15 protein-coding genes are annotated in these 16,694 nt (G+C 51.8%); 9 read left to right on the plus strand and 6 right to left on the minus strand.

Features of this window, described 5'->3' with window-relative positions; translation table 11 throughout:
- Positions 1-331: 331 nt before the first annotated feature.
- Together IKB43_06755 and IKB43_06760 are read left to right on the plus strand one after the other, a co-directional pair.
- The gene (locus IKB43_06755) at positions 332-979 is read left to right on the plus strand and encodes a hypothetical protein (protein MBR2469835.1); all 648 of its coding nucleotides are present in this window, start codon (positions 332-334) and stop codon (positions 977-979) included.
- An 89-nt stretch (positions 980-1,068) separates the two neighbouring features.
- A complete protein-coding gene (locus IKB43_06760; protein ID MBR2469836.1) occupies positions 1,069-1,797 on the plus strand; it encodes a hypothetical protein in 729 nt (242 codons plus the stop codon).
- A gap of 2 nt (positions 1,798-1,799) precedes the next feature.
- Here IKB43_06760 and IKB43_06765 read toward each other — a convergent pair whose 3' ends face one another.
- From IKB43_06765 to IKB43_06780, 4 genes are all read right to left on the minus strand, one after another.
- The gene (locus IKB43_06765) at positions 1,800-2,708 is read right to left on the minus strand and encodes a siroheme synthase (GenBank protein ID MBR2469837.1); all 909 of its coding nucleotides are present in this window, start codon (positions 2,706-2,708) and stop codon (positions 1,800-1,802) included.
- A complete protein-coding gene (cobA, locus tag IKB43_06770) occupies positions 2,705-4,234 on the minus strand; it encodes a uroporphyrinogen-III C-methyltransferase (protein ID MBR2469838.1) in 1,530 nt (509 codons plus the stop codon). Before cobA ends, IKB43_06765 begins: the two co-directional genes overlap by 4 nt.
- Before the next feature lie 95 nt (positions 4,235-4,329).
- Positions 4,330-6,300, minus strand: a complete 1,971-nt coding sequence (locus IKB43_06775) for a GGDEF and EAL domain-containing protein (GenBank protein MBR2469839.1) — start codon at positions 6,298-6,300, stop codon at positions 4,330-4,332.
- A 95-nt stretch (positions 6,301-6,395) separates the two neighbouring features.
- Entirely contained in the window at positions 6,396-6,725 is a 330-nt protein-coding gene (locus IKB43_06780) for a hypothetical protein (GenBank protein MBR2469840.1), read from the minus strand.
- A 69-nt stretch (positions 6,726-6,794) separates the two neighbouring features.
- Here IKB43_06780 and IKB43_06785 point away from each other — a divergent pair, with 69 nt between their 5' ends.
- The 4 genes from IKB43_06785 to IKB43_06800 all read left to right on the plus strand — a co-directional run bounded on the left by IKB43_06785 (position 6,795) and on the right by IKB43_06800 (position 11,513).
- The gene (locus IKB43_06785) at positions 6,795-8,564 is read left to right on the plus strand and encodes a long-chain fatty acid--CoA ligase (protein MBR2469841.1); all 1,770 of its coding nucleotides are present in this window, start codon (positions 6,795-6,797) and stop codon (positions 8,562-8,564) included.
- A 137-nt stretch (positions 8,565-8,701) separates the two neighbouring features.
- Positions 8,702-9,232 (plus strand): CinA family protein, encoded by a 531-nt coding sequence (locus IKB43_06790; GenBank protein MBR2469842.1) that lies wholly within the window; start codon positions 8,702-8,704, stop codon positions 9,230-9,232.
- A 40-nt stretch (positions 9,233-9,272) separates the two neighbouring features.
- The gene (gene recA / locus IKB43_06795) at positions 9,273-10,373 is read left to right on the plus strand and encodes a recombinase RecA (protein MBR2469843.1); all 1,101 of its coding nucleotides are present in this window, start codon (positions 9,273-9,275) and stop codon (positions 10,371-10,373) included.
- A 303-nt stretch (positions 10,374-10,676) separates the two neighbouring features.
- Positions 10,677-11,513, plus strand: a complete 837-nt coding sequence (locus IKB43_06800) for a hypothetical protein (GenBank protein ID MBR2469844.1) — start codon at positions 10,677-10,679, stop codon at positions 11,511-11,513.
- Positions 11,514-11,586: 73 nt separating this feature from the next.
- Here the strand turns inward: IKB43_06800 and IKB43_06805 are convergent, their stop codons facing one another.
- On the minus strand, positions 11,587-12,303 hold the full coding sequence (locus IKB43_06805) for a polysaccharide deacetylase family protein (protein ID MBR2469845.1): 717 nt from the start codon (positions 12,301-12,303) through the stop codon (positions 11,587-11,589).
- Between the two features lie 211 nt (positions 12,304-12,514).
- On the opposite strand from IKB43_06805, the gene IKB43_06810 reads away from it, so the two are divergent.
- The 3 genes from IKB43_06810 to htpG all read left to right on the plus strand — a co-directional run bounded on the left by IKB43_06810 (position 12,515) and on the right by htpG (position 16,139).
- Positions 12,515-13,363, plus strand: a complete 849-nt coding sequence (locus IKB43_06810) for an undecaprenyl-diphosphate phosphatase (GenBank protein MBR2469846.1) — start codon at positions 12,515-12,517, stop codon at positions 13,361-13,363.
- Between the two features lie 48 nt (positions 13,364-13,411).
- A complete protein-coding gene (locus tag IKB43_06815; protein ID MBR2469847.1) occupies positions 13,412-14,092 on the plus strand; it encodes a hypothetical protein in 681 nt (226 codons plus the stop codon).
- Positions 14,093-14,252: 160 nt separating this feature from the next.
- Complete coding sequence (htpG, locus tag IKB43_06820) at positions 14,253-16,139, plus strand: molecular chaperone HtpG (GenBank protein MBR2469848.1); 1,887 nt, start codon at positions 14,253-14,255, stop codon at positions 16,137-16,139.
- Positions 16,140-16,228: 89 nt separating this feature from the next.
- Here htpG and IKB43_06825 read toward each other — a convergent pair.
- Positions 16,229-16,694 (minus strand): T9SS type A sorting domain-containing protein (locus IKB43_06825; GenBank protein ID MBR2469849.1); only part of this gene is annotated, 466 nt, incomplete at its 5' end.

Genomic DNA, 16,694 nt, shown 5'->3' on the forward strand with positions numbered 1-16,694 from the left:
ATGAGTGGTGAGTGGTGAGTGGTTGGTGGTTAGGGCTGAAGGCTCGGGGCACAAGGTCTGAGGTTCGAGATGTAGAACTAGAAATTAAAAATTTTTATGGGTGGGGGAAGTCTCCCGCACCACCTAAAGGTGGCCATGCCCACATAAGCGCTGAAGCGACCCCCTCCATCGTGGAGAGCTTGTCGAACCATAGCGGGAACATTCCGTGAACACTCAATTACGAACGTAACAAAAAAGTAACAAAAACAACCGTGCATTTCCCCTTTTTTCACACCTCCATTTACTATATCTCTGAGACAAATTCACAAACAAAAATAAAAAAGGAGCACACATGCTTTTCAAAAAAATTCTTCTGTCCTCAGCCCTCATCTCCATGGCCGGTTTCGTGGCCTGCGGCGACGACAGTTCCTCCAACTCCGGTTCCGGCGAACTCCCCAAGAGCGTCCCCACCTTCTTTGACCTGGCCGATGTGGAATGTAACGCCGACCGCAAGTGCGAAACGATTATCGTGGAAGAAGGTCCCGACACCTACGAATGCGATGGCGTCAGCCAGTGGAACATGTTAATTAACAGCATGCCCTCCAAGGTCTGCCCCGCCAAGGAAGAAGAAAAGGGCGCCGAAGATGACGAAGAAGGCAAAACCGAAGGCGACGACAACAAGGCCCCCGAATCCTCTGCAAGCGAAACTACTTCCACCGATAGCGGTGCCGAATCCACCGACAGCGGTGCTACTTCTACTGACAGCGGTGCAGCCTCCACCGACAGTAACACTGAATCTGCCAACAGCGGTGCCGAATCCACCGACAGTGGTGCTGGCGAAATGGTGTCTTGCAATGGTATCGAAGGCATTCCAGGAACTCCCAGCTGCCTAGAGGTCCCCGTTTCCGATACAGAAAAAGCAAACGCCATGAAAGAACAGTGCGCAAGCGTGCTTGGCGGCACTCTCGGTACCGGCTGTCCCGCAGATGCTATAAACTAACCCTCTTACCCCTTAAGGATAAAAGGTTTCCACTTTTGTGGGAGCCTTTTTTCCTTTCTCGATAACTATAAAACAAATCAGGAAACAACATGTTCAATAAAATCATTCTTTCCCTATCCGTCATCTTCTTGGCAAATCTTATGGCCTGCGGCGACGACAGCAGTTCAAATGCCACCGACTCCTCCGACAGCAAAGACAGCACTATCACCAGCAGCGACTCCGAAGAAACGAATTCCAGCGAGAGTAATAGCGAAGAATATAACACTGAAGAATCTTCCGAAAGCAACGAAGACTCCGGCAAATCTTCGAGCAGCAACACCCCCTCTGCCGATAGCGGCGAAAAATCCTCTGGCAGTGCCCCCGTCGCTATGATTTCCTGCGACAATCTTCCCGAAGAAGGCCAAAAAGCCTTTGGCACCATGGGCGAAAAATGTACAGAATTTGAAAAAGGATCCATGGCCGCCTCCGCTCTGGAATTGCGTTGCGAAGACCACGGTGGCACCCTGGGCACAGGATGCCCCGCCAAAGAAAACAAGAGCAACGACAACTGCATTGACAAGAGCCAGTGCGACGCCATCGTCAGGGGAGATTTCTCCACTTGGCATTTTGTCCGTGCCGACGCCTTCGGTGAACCTACAACCTACACGTATTCCGTTGACGGTTCGAGGCTAATTCTGGACATCAATGGTCAAAAGGACGAAAATACCTATAGTTTTTACGACATGACCAAAGAAGCCAGCCAAGAAATGGCCTTTAGCGCCGTCAAATCCACCTGCAAAAGCGGCATGGAAATCGAAGGCGCCAACTACTGCAACTAAACCTATTTCGCAGAAAATTCCCGCTCTATCCGAGTAAGATCCTCGCCCCATTCGGCGAGGATTTTTTGTTTCAGTTTCTTGGCCAAAGAGGGGGCGCGCCCTTGGGTAGAGACGGTTACCGCTATATTTTCGCCAAAGTCCATACGGGCCGGTACAATAAAATCCCCGTCCAGGTAGTCGCAGGCATTGTTCACCAGAATGCGACGGGCACGGGCGTCATTACTCACCTGGGCGTTTACCGCCGGCTGGTCAGTACAGATAAACACCATAAAGATACCACGAAGATCCAGTGGTTCGTATGGGCGATTTTTTATAGCTATGAGGTTTGAGGTATGAGGTCGGGCTTCACCCTTTGAAGTAAGATTTTCGAATTCCGGGTCAAACTGCGGAGCAACCACAGTAATACGTGCTCCCGTAGGCAAAAGAGTCTTGACCTTGCGGAAAGCGATTCGTCCACCGCCAACCACAAGAACGTTACGGCCCTCTAGGTTCAGTTCGATGGAAAGAAGGGACCTATTCGGAGTTCGGAGTTCGGAATTCGGGGTTATCGAGTGGGCTTTATTCTCTGCGGCACGCAATCCAGAAACTACCATGTCGCCAAATTCCTTCCAATCGCCAAGGCAAGGCAAAAGAGTTATGGGAATCTGCGGAAATTCGGCCTGCAAACGGGCCACCACACGGGGCACGTCATTTTTGGCGTGCTGCCCATTCAAAAGCAAAAACGGCAAGAGCGTCACCGATTCCACATCTTCCCGAAGCAAGGTCCGCAAGTCATTTTCCAGGTCCAAAAGACTGGTACTCGCCACGCGGGTACCGGGCAAGTCATGGTGCAACTTGTCCAGGATTTCCTCAAAGCCCTTATAGGCTCCCGGTAAAATGCAATGATGGGCGATAATCAGGATAGCTTTCACGAGTAATATTCCACAATTTTTTTCACGAGGGAGTCCATGGTGGTCTCGTCTGAGGTGACGGTTTCATAGCCGTGCTTGCGGGCGGTAGCTTCGGTCAGGCGGCCGATGCAGAAACTCAGGCGAGAGACGAGAGACGAGAGACGAGAGACTTGTACAAAATTTTCCACGGCGCTGGAACTTGCAAAGACCACAGCATCAGCGGATTCAACGGCTTCACGCTTCCATTCCGGGAGTTCAGAAACTGGAAGCGTCTCGTAAACCACCCAGCGGGTCGCCTGCGGCAATAGTTTTGTCATGGTATCGTCGGCAAGATTGCCCTGCAAGAGGAGGATGCGAGAGACATCCATGTTCAGCGAAGCCAACAACTTTCCAAGACCCTCGCCGGTATGGTCCTCGGGCACGTAATCACAGCGGATGCCGTACTCCAGCAATTTCTTTTCGGTAATTTTCCCGACACTGGCGATTTTCTTGCCGGCAAGAACACGCACATCATAACCGGCGTCAAACAGCTGTTTGAAGAAACTTTCGACGCCGTTCACGCTGGTAAAAGCAAGAAGGTCAAAGTCTGCGAGGGAATCAAAAACGGAGGAGATCCCCGCCTTCGCGGGGATGACAGAAGAAGGGGCGGGGATGACAGAAGGGCATTTCAGAGTACGGGTTTCTATCATCGGGGTCTCGATGACTTCGGCGCCGAGAGCCGTAAGCCTTGCAGTAATCCCGCTTGCCTGCTTTGCCGCGCGGGTTACTACAAGTCGTTTACCCGAAAGGGGCAAGTTCTTTTTCCAAGCGAGACTCTTGCCAAGCTCGACGACGCCCCCCATGATGGTGATGGCAGGGGCCGTCACCTTTTCGCGAACGATGGTCTCCCCCGCTGTCGCAAGCGTTGCCATTACCGTCCGCTGGTACGGAGTCGTTCCTTTCTCGATAAAGGCAACCGGAGTTTTCGGGTCCTTACCGCATTCCACAAGGCGCTGTGCGATAAAGTCCATGTTGGCAATGCCCATCAAAAAGATGAGGGTGCCGGAGCAATGGGCGAGATTTTCGAAGTCGAGGGAAAGTTCACCGTTGGATTCAGCCTTTTCGTGGCCGGTGACAATGTGGAAACTAGTGGCAATTCCGCGATGGCTTACGGGAATTCCTGCATAGGCAGGTACAGAAATGGCAGAGGTAATGCCCGGAACAATCTCGAATTCCACACCGGCATTCACAAGCTCCAGGGCTTCTTCGCCACCACGACCAAACACGAAGGGGTCGCCGCCCTTGAGGCGGGCAATAGTCGCACTCGGCATTTCGCAGGCGAACTGCACCAGCAGCTTATTGATTTCGGATTGCTTGACCTTATGGTGCTGGGGCATCTTGCCTACATCCACCATCTTTGCCTTCGGATTGCACATCCCGAGTATAGCAGGGGACACCAGACGGTCGTAAACCACCACATCCGCCTTTTCGAGAATCTCCTTACCGCGCAAGGTCAAGAGTCCCGGATCGCCGGGACCAGCACCAATCAGATAAACCTTTCCAGACATCTGATGTAAAAATAAAAAAAGAGCGCCTGTCCACAAACCCGAACACGCACTCAAGAAGACTTTTTTCCTAGCCCCTAAAACCTAGCCCCTAAATCCTAAACCCTAGCCCCTACATCATAATGCTCACGCATGTAGGCCAAAGCCTTTTCGGGTGTCAGCGGTTTGCTGAAATAGTAGCCCTGGATGTAGCGGCAGCCTTCCCGTTTCAAGAACTGCAGCTGTTCTTCCGTCTCTACCCCTTCGGCAATCAAGTCCAGGTTCAAGGTGTTGGCAATGCTAATCACCATCCGAGCAAAGGTGGCATCCTCTTCGTCGTCGGCGATGTGGTCGATAAAGGACTTATCCATCTTGAGGGTATGCACCGGATAGCGTTTCAAATAAGAAAGGGAACTGTAGCCCGTACCAAAATCATCGATAGAAATCTGGAGTCCCATGTTGGAAAGGGCCCGCATAATATCTATGGCCTTTTCCACCTCGCACATGGCGGTGTATTCCGTAATTTCAAGCTTCAAGTTCTTGGGGTTCAGGTGGGTTTCGGCAAGCACCCGCTTCACGTCGTCCACCATGTTGTCCAGAGTGAACTGCTTTGCAGAGAAGTTTACGGCCACACGGATATCGCTGAAACCCATATCTACCCATTTCTTGGTCTGCTCGCAAGCCATCCGCAGAATCTGGGCACCCATAGGCACAATCAGGCCAGTCTCTTCGGCCAGAGGGATAAATTCTGCAGGGGAAACTACTCCGTGCTCAGAATTATTCCAGCGGACAAGTGCCTCGAAACCGGACACCCTGTTTCCTTGCTCGATATCGACGATAGGCTGGTACACCAGCACGAATTCCTGGGCCTGGATAGCCCTTCGGATTTCGTACTCCAGCTTGTACAGCTTCATGGCCTTTTCGCGGATTCCACCAGCAAAGAACTGGATGCCACCGTGATTACCACCCTTCTTCAAGTCCCTGAGCACCGCCGTAGCGTTAGACAGCAAATCTTCTACGCAGTCCACGTCTTTGTTCACCACGACCGCCATGGACACGCTGATATAGAGTTCTCGACCGTCCAACTGGATAGGGGTTTTCACCTTGTTGTGGAGGCGCTTTACCGTGGGCATCAGCTCGTCGTCGGAGCCCTTGCCTTCAATATCGTGAATCACTACGGCAAACACATCGGGACCAATGCGGGCTACGCAGTCGTTGTTCCTACAAGTGGAACGAATACGGTCAGAAACAATCTTCAGAACGTTGTCGCCAAAATTCATGGAATAGGATTCGTTGATGGCACCAAAGCTATCAATGTCCAAAAGAACAACCGCGAATGTGTAATCCGGCTTCTGGGCGGCCATATCCACGTCTACCTTCAGTTTTTCCAAGAAGAACTTTCGGTTATACACGCCCGTAAGGGCATCGCGATAAGCGTAGAACTGACGATTGCTTTCTTCTTGTTCGTGGGCGCCTGTAATAGAGCCGATTACACGGATTGGTCTTCCCTCTTCGTTACATTGCGACCGGCCCGAAACAATAATTTCAGAGTTTCCGTCTTTCGGCACATTCAAAAGCCGAAGCTTCGCCGAAAAGGGCGCATTATCCTCTAGGGATCGGGTGAATTTCTCCTTAAACGTGGTCCAGTCGCTTTCTAGAACCCCATTCTTGAGGGTGTCAAAGGAATCCACGATGCTCGTTAGCGGAATATTCAAGAACTTTGCTACCCTATTGGACCAATAGACCTTTCCCGTGGGCACATCAAAGGTCCAGAATCCGTCAGAGGACACGTCCACCAGCATCTGGAACAATTCATCCTTTTCGGAAAGATCCTTCTGGTAATCGCGGGCGGGAACCTGTTCCACCTTCTCGGGAATCACCACATCGTTACGAATCTTTTTTCTGTTGCCCTGAACAGGAAATTTGTAAAAGAGGGCCACGTACGCAAGGAAGAAAATCGCAAAGAAGTAGGGAATAAACCCCATGGGTTTTTCAGATAAATGAATAATATCTGGAATAAATGCGGTAAATAAGAAACACGCAAATAAAAGCGCAAAACGCAAAACCGAATGTTCGTCAAACAATCTCATAGCATCCCTAACGAGGTGAATATAACTTAAAACAACAGTTCTTTGGGAGCTCTCTGCAGTCCAATTCAAACTATTCCAAATTGGAATAACTGACGCTATTTCTGTTCTTCTAGCCTAGAATAAAGGCTATAGAGCTTTTGGACCCCATTTTCAAGCCCGTAGTAGTGCCTGATGTAAGGAATAAGTAAGCCCAAAAACAGAATATCCAGAACCAGAACTAGGATTTCCGGCATAGCCACGAAAAAAAGAAACCCGCCTACCGTGAGCAAGGCAAAAAGGATCATGACCAGCTCGTGAACCAGTCTTTCGTGCTGGAAAAAACCAATGTGAACCCTGACCGAGAGCAATTCCTCGGACGAAAGAGCCGCTCCTTGAGCAACACGATGCTCCAGATAGTTGGCGTAATCCTCTAGTTTCTTCAACATGATTCCCAATATATAGTTTTTTTTCAAAAAAATTGAACTTTTCGCCCATAAGAATGTTATTTTCAGTGTATGGAGTCCCTAAAATTCAATTCGCTCCCCGAACTGTTCTTTGCCACCTGCCATCGAGAGGATTTTGGCGGCTGGTACCAGCGGCAAAACGGGGACTGGACTCACTTTTCAAAGGAAAACCTGGAACGAGACACCCAGGCCTTGGCCCTTGCACTCCATAGCCACGGGGTTAAAGAAAGAGAAAGCATCGGGATTATCGCCAGGAGTTCCCCCTACTGGATCATGGCAGATATCGCCACCCAGATCAACCATGCCCGTGTGGTTCCTCTTTTCCCGAACATTTCTTCGGAAAATTTTGCATTTCAATGCGAAGATGCCGTCGTACACATCTTGGTCATAAACAACATGAATGACCTGGATGCACCTCTAAAAGAAAATCTTTCGGGATTTTCCACCATCATCTGCATTGACTCCGCCTCCCCTCTCCCGGGCAACGGCATTTACTGGGACGACCTTTTGGCCGAAGGCTACGGATTGATGCAAGACCCAGAAAATACAAGCTGGCTACACCAACAAATTGAGTCTATACAGCCCGACGACCTTTTCAGCATCATCTACACCAGCGGTTCCACCGGCAGGCCCAAGGGGGCAGAACTCTCCCACCGGAACATGCTTTCCCAAATTCAGAGCATCTTGGACCTTTATACCGTGGATCCTGAAAAAGACCGGTGCCTTACCATGCTGCCCGTGGCCCATGTTTTTGAGCGAATGGCTGTGTATTTCTACATCTTGAATGGCGCCACCATCTATTTTGCCGATTCCCCAAAGAATGCGGCCAAAATCATGACAGAAGTCAAGCCCTCCGTAATGATTGTGGTTCCGAGGATTCTCGAGCGACTTTACGAGAGCATGACCGCAGCAGCAGACAAGGCCAGAGGGCCTAAACGGCTCCTTATCAAGAACGCCATCAAGCTGGCCAAGCTGAACGACCCCACCAAAAAGCGCAGTCACGCCATGCGGTTTTACGACAAGCTGGTTTACTCCAAGATGCGTAGCGCCATCGGCGGAAACTTCAGGCTTATTATCTCCGGCAGCAATGCACTAAACAAGAGTATTCTCAGGTTCCTGTTGAACATCGGACTGCCCGTCTACGAAGGTTACGGCCTCACGGAATGCTCCCCTGTAGTCAGCGCCAACTGCGACCATGCGATCGCTCTAGGCAGCGTGGGCAAGCCTCTAAAGCATTTACAGGTAAAAATTGGCGAAAACAACGAAGTCATGGTGAAAGGCGACAGCGTGTTTAGAGGCTACCACAACATGCCGGAACTCAACGCCGAAATCTTTACCGATGACGGATTTTTCAAGACCGGCGACCAAGGAAGCATAGACGAAAACGGTTTTCTCTCTCTTACGGGCCGCATCAAGGAACTCTTAAAAACCAGCACCGGCAAGTACGTAAGTCCGAATCCAATCGAGCTAGAGATCAGCCGACACCCCCTAGTAGAGCAAGCCCTGGTCATCGCCAACAACCGAAAGTTCGCCTCGGCGCTTATATGGATCAACCCGGAAGGAGCCCGTCGTCTGCTCCGGATTTCCAAAGAGGATTTTCGCATGGATTTAGCATTGAAGTCCCTCCGTGTAAGAGAATCCGTATTCCGTCACATTACCCGCATCAACCGCAAGTTGAACCACTGGGAAAAGATATGCCGATGGGTCCTGATCGGAGACGAGCTCACCATAGAGTCCGGATTGTTGACCCCCACCCTAAAAATCCGTCGAAAAGTGGCCGAAGAACGCTACGCCGACAAGATTGAAGGGATTTATCAATAGCCAGTCAAGTACCCCGGGACCATCGCAAGCCCCACCAACCAGTCTTTCCCTTTTATATTTTTTCTCTGCTGAAATTAGATCAGCAAAAAATAATTATTGTCATTTTTTGTCGTAAATAATTAGCTAGATTAAAGGACATGGAAGCAATGACTGCTACACAAGAAAACATCCAACAGTTGGTCGCCGAAATCCAGAAGGTGCTCCTTGCCCGGGGCGAGATGCTCGCTACTGCGGAATCCTGCACCGGCGGGCTCATCGCCTCCGAAATCGTGAACGTGGCAGGCAGTTCCGCCGTGTTCGCCGGCGGCATCGTCGCCTACCAGAATTCCGTCAAGCACGAACTTTTGGGCGTACCTGCCGAAATCCTCGAAAAGCACGGAGCCGTGAGCAAGGAGACCGTAGAGGCCATGGCCAAGGGGGCACGGGAAAAGTTCCATGCCGACTGGGCGGTGGCCACCTCGGGCATCGCGGGGCCAGGGGGTGCCGAACCCGGCAAACCTGTGGGTACGGTGTGGATGAGTGTCAACAGTTGTTTGCAAAATGAGGCCTTTTGTAAAATTTTCGCAGGAAATAGGCAAGAAATCCGCGAAAAAAGCGTCTATTACGTGTTGGGCAAGCTACTTTTTTTGCTAAATAACCAAAAAAGCACTTGCACAAACGAACACTAAAATGTATATTAAACTAGAAAACAACAAAATGGAGTCAATCATGGCTAAGAAAACGACAACACCCACAAGCAACCTTTCCAGCGAAAAAGCGAAGGCCGTCGAGGCGGCCATCGCACAGATCGAGAAGAACTACGGTAAAGGTTCCATCATGGCCCTCGGCAGCCAGCCTGTCGAAGAAATCCCCGTCATCCCGTCGGGCTGTATCCAGCTGGACATGGCCCTCGGCGTGGGAGGTTTCCCCCGTGGCCGCATCATCGAGATTTACGGACCTGAATCCTCCGGCAAGACGACCCTCACCCTCCACGCCATCGCCGAGGCCCAGAAGCTTGGCGGCGTGGCCGCCTTCATCGATGCCGAACACGCCTTCGATGCGGTCTACGCCCGCAAGCTGGGCGTCGATATCGAATCCCTGCTGGTGTCCCAGCCCGACACCGGCGAGCAGGCCCTGGACATCGCCGAGACCCTGGTGCGTTCCGGCGCCATCGACATCATCGTCATCGACTCCGTGGCAGCACTTGTCCCCCAGGCCGAAATCAACGGCGAAATGGGCGACAACCACGTAGGCCTCCAGGCCCGCCTCATGAGCCAGGCCCTCCGCAAGCTTACCGGCATCCTCTCCAAGTCCAACACATGCATGCTGTTCATCAACCAGCTCCGCATGAAGATCGGCGTCATGTTCGGCAACCCCGAAACTACTACCGGCGGTAACGCTCTCAAGTTCTACGCCACCCAGCGTATTGACATCCGACGCATCGCCGCCATCAAGGACGGCGAAGAGGTCATCGGCAACCGCACCCGCGTCAAGGTGGTCAAGAACAAGGTGGCCGCCCCCTTCACCCAATGCGAGTTCGACATCCTCTACGGCTGCGGCATCTCCCGCGAAGCCTCCATCCTGGACCTGGCCTCTGAACTGGACATCATCCAGAAGAGCGGTTCCTGGTTCAGTTACAACAACGAGCGCATCGGCCAGGGCCGCGAGAACACCCGCCTGTTCCTCAAGGACAATCCGGAACTCTGCAACGAAATCGAGCAGAAAATCCGCGAGAGCATGAAGGACGTGGAACTGTTCAAGCTGGGCGAGCAGGACGCCGTTTCCGCCGAAGACGAGGTTTCCCTCTCCGACACCGGCTCGGAAGGCTAGTCCCGGAAGTTCAACAAAAGCAGAAGCCCAATTAGTGAAAAGGCGGGACTCCCCCGCTTAAAAACAGAAGACCCGAACCTTTTTAGCCATTGTACGGTTCGGGTCTTTTTTTTGCTGTATAAGACCCACCACCCAAAAAAAATTTCGAGCTCAAGCAAGACGCTTTTTCTTGCGCATTTTTCCCGAAAGTAGGCTTTTTTCCCTACAAAAAGAGAAATTTGTCACACCTTGGTCGGTAAATAGTTGCACAAGTCCAAAGATTAGGTTATATTACCCATAAGAAAACTTAATCAAGGAGTAAATATGAAATTCTGGAAGCTGGGCCTCGCCCTATCCCTCACTGCCGCATTCGGCATCACCGCCTGTGACGACTCGTCCAGTGCCGACGAAAAAAAGATTGGCATTGACGACGCAACCTACGAAGCGGGAAAAGTTGCCTGTGTGGTAACATCTACTGTGGCGGAGACTGGCACCTTTGTCCAGGAAATGAGGATGGATGACCTCAAGATCACGATGACCGTAACCATGGATGACAAGGGCGTCATCACGGAGAAAATCGAGCACAACCAGGAAATCCCCCAGGACACCTGCGAACACTACAAGCTCGACCCGCTTTACAAAACGGTTGAATGCAAGGCCAAGACCATCACAGCTGTAAACGAAGGAACCTTCGAAAAGTCTGAATTCGAAGCCCTCACAGAACTTATCAGCGCCGCCTGTAAGGAATCCAACGGGCAGGATATTCCCAAGAAAGAAGAAATTGAAGAGAATCTCCCCAAGCTTGGCGAATGCAGCGAAAATAACAAAGGCGAAGAAGCCGAAGTCTTTGAAGGCAAGGGCGTATTCGTAGTCTGCGACGGAAAGAATTGGGTGCCCAGCAAGAACGAATGCAAGGGCGACGCCAAGGTCGACATTGCAACCATTACATTGGCTTGCAAGGACGGCAAGTGGACACTCAGCTCCGACAAGGAATGTGAAGACGGCAAGACCGAAGCCAAGAAATTCCCCGGTGTTGAAGTGAACGCCACCTGCACCGACGGAGCCTGGGTAATCGACGTTCCCGAAGCCAAGACTGAAGATGCCGGTGAACCCGCAACTGAAGAAACTACCGAAGAAGCTGGTACCACCGCCGAGGAATAATCGGATTAAAGCCCAACTTATTGGAAAGTCCCGCGGAAATCCGCGGGATTTTTTTAAGCTTTATCGGCACATTTTAAAGGTCGGCGTAACGCACAAGTTTCCGTCCACTGCCCAAGGCCGTCCGCAAGATATCGCGAACCTTCCCTTCCCTGGTCGGGAAATCTACCGGGTGCAGAGCTATTCGCGGGAGTCCGACGGGAATTTTCAAAATAAGCTCGCCAAACTTGAAGGCCGGCTTTATCAGGAAATCCGGGATACCCGCAAAACTAGCCACCGGTGACGCAAGGCGAACACCCCGAGCTGTCGTAAGCGAAAAACGGTCCTCGAAAAGCATGCCCTTTTTACGGACTTGTTTGCACAGAAAATTATTGCTGTACCAGGTCGGCGGAATGAACGCCACCGGTTTTTCTGCATGTTCGCCCAAGAGCCCGTTCCATGCCGCAAGCCCCGCCTGCAAAAGCCTGTCGGATTCATACTCGCTAAGGCCTGCAAATTCCGCTTCGCCACGAGTCAGGTTCATGGCGACAAGTCCCATATAACTGCGACCCTGGCTGAACTCCGCCTTGTGCTTGTAGCCGTGGAGAGCCAGTTCGAAGCCTTCGCTTTTTAGCCGAAGGAGCGTTTCGCGAAAGCCCTGCACCGATTCGTCGGTAGCCTTTTCCGTATCGGGAATGACCAGCACGCTAAAGGGCGCACCAACCAAGTCCTTCAGTTCCTCGAGAACCGGAGTCACTTTTGTGTAGTTCCAGACGCTGAAATCGTGAAAACAGAGAAGAAACTTGCGAGCCATGCTGTGAATATAGCTATTAGTTATGAGTTCCATTACGAGTTACTAGTTCTGAGTTACTAGTTCTGAGTTACTAGTGTCGCAGATTTCAAGGAACTTCTTGATATAAGATAATCTAGTAACTACTAACTAGTAACTAATAACTGCACCGCAGGTGCCCCAATCCAGTAACTAGTAACTAGTAACTAATGACTAAATTGCTATCTTTCACGTTATGATTGAATCTATCATCCTCGGCCTTTTGCAGGGCCTCGCCGAATTCCTCCCCATTTCCAGCTCCGGCCACCTCGTGCTGGGCCACGAACTCCTTGGCATGAACGAGGCGGGCATGTTCTTCGACATCATGCTCCATGCCGGCACGTTGCTTTCTATCTTCGTGGTGTTCCACAAGAAGATTACCGACATCATCGTGGGCTGCATCCGCCGTAATCCGGACCAGTTGCGCGAAGCAGGCTACATCATTCTAGCAAGCATCCCGACAGCGATGATCGGCCTCGGCTTCAAGGACTTGCTGGAAGGCCTTTTCGAGAACCCGCGGGCCGTGTGCGTGGCCGAACTCTTTACGGGCTTGCTCCTGTTTACCTCCCAGTGGGGCCCTACCGGCGCCAAGCATCCGGATAAAGAAGGCGTCAAGATGAACTGGTGGCGCGCGCTCGTGACCGGCGTGGTTCAGGGCATCGCCTGCATTCCGGGCATCAGCCGCAGCGGTTCTACCATCAGCGCCATGATGTTCATGGGCGTGAACCGCAAGTACGCCGGCGAATTCAGCTTCCTCATGAGTATCCCCGCCGTGGGTGGCGCAGCCCTCCTCGACGTCATCAAGTGGGCCAAGTGCCAGAGCGCCGAGAAGGTCGCCCAGATGGCTCTCGAGAACCCGGAAAAGGCAGCCCAGTGCGCCGACGCCGGCAGTTTCACTCCCGAACTTTTGGTAGGCATGTTGGTGTCGTTTATTTTCGGCATTATCGCCCTCAAGTGGCTCATGACCTTCTTGCAGAAGGGCAAGTTCCAGCACTTCGCCTGGTACGTATGGGCCGTGGGCATCCTGGGGTTGGTTTTCATCTAGGGCTACATGATTGTCTGTAAGAAATGCGGCGAGAAATACGAAGACGATATGCCGCGCTGCCTTTGGTGCGACGCTCCGAATCCGGAGCACCCGCTGAATAAAGCCAAAGTGGTCGCACCTTCCGTAGTCGTCACCACACAAGCAACGCCCCCTATGCCTGCTGTAACTTGCCCGGGCGTCACCGAGCCATCCGTTGACCAGCCAGCCTCGCCTGTGGTAACCGACGCCAGCAAAACCGTCGCGGTCATAGACCCAGAGCAGGACCTGGATACCGTCATCGAGCAGCAGTTCCATCAAAAGGGATTCCTGTGGAGCGTTATTCTTGCGGGTCCCTTCATATCATGGCTATGCCATTACAAGTACCTTAAGAAAACCGACAAGTTCAGCACAAAGTTCTTTTTGCCCCTATTCGGCATTGAGTGCGTGTCCAAATCTTTATTCTACATGCTTTCAAAGGCTAATTATTCTGGATTAGCCTTCGGCCCTTTTTTACATGCCATCATTGTCATTATCGTCTGCCTGTTCTATTGGTTTTTCATCGGAAAACTAGGCCTCGTTCTACTCAAGAAAGCCGTTCCAAACTATGACCAAAAGGCTTTCAAAAAACGGGAACGCATCGGGATAGCTATCGGCATCCCCATCTTCGCTTTAGAATTTATCGCCGGATACCTTCAATACGGCACTGCCGCTAGAATGTTGGGAGTTTGGCTAGGCAACGCCCTCCGGTAGTTTTCCCACCATTTTTGGCACGGTTCTTGCATCTTCTATAGCGAAAACAAGGCAGGACTGCTATTTTGTTTCATTTTGAAACATTACGGTAGCCTAGACCGCTCGAAAATTAAACATCAAGGAGATCCCCGCCTTCGCGGGGATGACAAAGGACAAAAAAATGGCAACAGAGAAGATGGAATTCCAGACCGAAGTTCGCGACATGCTGAACTTGATGATCAACTCCCTTTACAGCAACAAGGAAATCTTCCTCCGCGAACTCGTCTCGAACGCGGCGGACGCGCTGGACAAGCGCCGTTTCCTTTCGCTTTCTAACGCCGACCTCCTGCCGCAAGGCACCCAGCTCCGCATTGATATCTCGGTGAACAAGGAAGGCAAGCGCATCGTTGTGGAAGACAACGGTATCGGCATGAACAAAGAAGACTTGATCAACTGCCTGGGCACCATCGCCCGTAGCGGCACCAAGAACTTCATCAAGAATTTGAAGGAAGGCGACAAGGGCAGCGTCGATCTCATCGGTCAGTTCGGTGTGGGTTTCTACTCCGTGTTCATGGTCGCAAAGAAGGTCGAAGTGTTGACCTTGAAGGCCGGCGAAACGCAGGGTTACCTGTGGGCATCCGAAGGCACGGGCGAATTTGAAATTTCCGAAGCCCCGCGCGACAAGGTGGGCACCAAGATTACTTTGTACCTGAAGGACGACGAAGACGCGGTCGACTTTGCCAGCGAATGGAAAATCAAGGACATCGTGCAGAAGTACAGCGGCTTCGTGAGCTACGGCATCTACTTCCACCCGGAGCCGACCAAGAACGACAAGGGCGAAATTGAAGAAAAGCCCGAAGAACGCTTGAATGAAAAGCAGGCATTGTGGCGCCAGAGCGAAAAGGAAGTCACCGAAGAACAGTACAAGGATTTCTACAACGTCATCAGCCACGAAGCCGACGAACCGGCCGCTTGGAGCCACAGCCACGCCGAAGGTTCCCAGGAATTCTGGAGCCTCGTGTACATTCCGAGCAAGGCCCCGTTCAACATCTGGCACAACGACGCATTGCACGGCCTCAAGCTCTACGTGAAGAAAGTCTTTATCATGGACGACTGCAAGGACTTGCTGCCGCCTTGGCTCCGTTTTGTGCGCGGCGTGGTCGATAGCGAAGACTTGCCGCTGAACGTGTCCCGTGAAATTTTGCAGAACAACAAGATTATCACCAACATCCGCAAGCACGTCATCAAGAAGGTGCTCGACACCTTGCAGAACATGGCCGACAAGGATGCCGCCAAATACAACGCCTGGTGGCGCGAACTCGGCATGGTCTTGAAGGAAGGCTTCTACATGAACTGGGAACATCTTGACGAACTCAAGAAGTTGCTCCGTTTCGAAAGCACCAAGACCGAAGGCGACGCTCTCGTGGGCCTTGACGAATACGTGAAGCGCATGCCGGAAGGCCAGAAGGAAATCTACTACCTCATCGGCGACAAGAACGCCGTGAAGTCCAACCCGATGCTCGAAGCTTTCAAGGCCAAGGGCTACGAGGTGTTGCTCATGAGCGACGGCATCGATGAATTCATGATGTCGAGCCTCACCGAATTCGGCGACAAGAAGTTCCACGACATCGCCCGCGGCGACGTGGACTTCGAAAAGACCGAAGACGAAAAGAAGGCCGAAGAAGAAAACAAGGGAATCTTCAAGGGCCTCTGCGAAAACCTGCAGAAGGTCTTGGACGAAGACATCAAGGAAGTCCGCGTGTCTAGCCGCCTCAAAGACAGCCCCTGCTGCCTGGTGACCAGCGAAGACGCCATGAGCGCCCAGATGGAACGCATGATGAAGGCGATGGGCCAGAAGAACTTGCCGAAGAGCAAGCGCATCCTCGAAATCAACCCGACGCACCCGATTTGCGAAATGCTCAAGAAGAAGGTCGAAGCGAAGGAAGATTTGGGTGACTGGCCGAAGGCCCTCTACGGTCAGGCTCTGCTTGCCGAAGGTTCTCCGCTCCCGAACCCGGCAGAATATGTGGCTGCAATTACGAAACTGCTGACCGCAAGTGTGAAGTGACGCCTTTGGCGTCATCCTCGTGAAGACGAGGATCCATTCATTTAGATACAAAAAGACCGCGAATCAATCGCGGCCTTTTTTGGGAAAAGCTATTTCACCTGGGCACGGAGCGTCTGTACATTACCGCTCGAAACCACACGCACCAGGTATAAGCCTCGATTCAACTGACCCAGCGACACGCTATGGGTTCCGGCGGATTGCCCGTGATACCGCTTCTTGAGGTTGCCCTGCAAGTCAAAGACATACACCTTGACTTCTGACGCCGTGGTTGCAGTTACTGTCAGTTCGTTACGGACAAACTGTACCTTCAAGCCGCTTGCAGCAACAAAAGCAAAGCCATCCCCCTGTTCTTTACTAGAACTCGAAGCAATCTCTACACTCGAACTAGAAGAAGCTTCAATAGAAACAGTGAGTGTCTGAGCCTTAAGGTCGTTGTAATTGTCATTACCCCTTACCATAAAGTAAACGGTATAATCACCCGCCTTCGTTGCGGTCGGCAAGGTCTTAGAATACTTGTCAGCGCCCTTTAACTTATAAACCATTACGCCGTTTTCA

It is taken from the genome of Fibrobacter sp., from assembly GCA_017503015.1.
GTDB lineage: Bacteria > Fibrobacterota > Fibrobacteria > Fibrobacterales > Fibrobacteraceae > Fibrobacter.

What these genes read in the sequence shown, in the direction of transcription:
- IKB43_06755 (MBR2469835.1), top strand. Translation starts at nt 332, where the DNA reads ATGCTTTTCAAAAAAATTCTTCTGTCCTCAGCCCTCATCTCCATGGCC.
- IKB43_06760 (MBR2469836.1), top strand. Translation starts at nt 1,069, where the DNA reads ATGTTCAATAAAATCATTCTTTCCCTATCCGTCATCTTCTTGGCAAAT.
- cobA (MBR2469838.1), bottom strand. Translation starts at nt 4,234, where the DNA reads ATGTCTGGAAAGGTTTATCTGATTGGTGCTGGTCCCGGCGATCCGGGA.
- IKB43_06775 (MBR2469839.1), bottom strand. Translation starts at nt 6,300, where the DNA reads ATGAGATTGTTTGACGAACATTCGGTTTTGCGTTTTGCGCTTTTATTT.
- IKB43_06780 (MBR2469840.1), bottom strand. Translation starts at nt 6,725, where the DNA reads ATGTTGAAGAAACTAGAGGATTACGCCAACTATCTGGAGCATCGTGTT.
- IKB43_06785 (MBR2469841.1), top strand. Translation starts at nt 6,795, where the DNA reads ATGGAGTCCCTAAAATTCAATTCGCTCCCCGAACTGTTCTTTGCCACC.
- IKB43_06790 (MBR2469842.1), top strand. Translation starts at nt 8,702, where the DNA reads ATGGAAGCAATGACTGCTACACAAGAAAACATCCAACAGTTGGTCGCC.
- recA (MBR2469843.1), top strand. Translation starts at nt 9,273, where the DNA reads ATGGCTAAGAAAACGACAACACCCACAAGCAACCTTTCCAGCGAAAAA.
- IKB43_06800 (MBR2469844.1), top strand. Translation starts at nt 10,677, where the DNA reads ATGAAATTCTGGAAGCTGGGCCTCGCCCTATCCCTCACTGCCGCATTC.
- IKB43_06805 (MBR2469845.1), bottom strand. Translation starts at nt 12,303, where the DNA reads ATGGCTCGCAAGTTTCTTCTCTGTTTTCACGATTTCAGCGTCTGGAAC.
- IKB43_06810 (MBR2469846.1), top strand. Translation starts at nt 12,515, where the DNA reads ATGATTGAATCTATCATCCTCGGCCTTTTGCAGGGCCTCGCCGAATTC.
- IKB43_06815 (MBR2469847.1), top strand. Translation starts at nt 13,412, where the DNA reads ATGCCGCGCTGCCTTTGGTGCGACGCTCCGAATCCGGAGCACCCGCTG.
- htpG (MBR2469848.1), top strand. Translation starts at nt 14,253, where the DNA reads ATGGCAACAGAGAAGATGGAATTCCAGACCGAAGTTCGCGACATGCTG.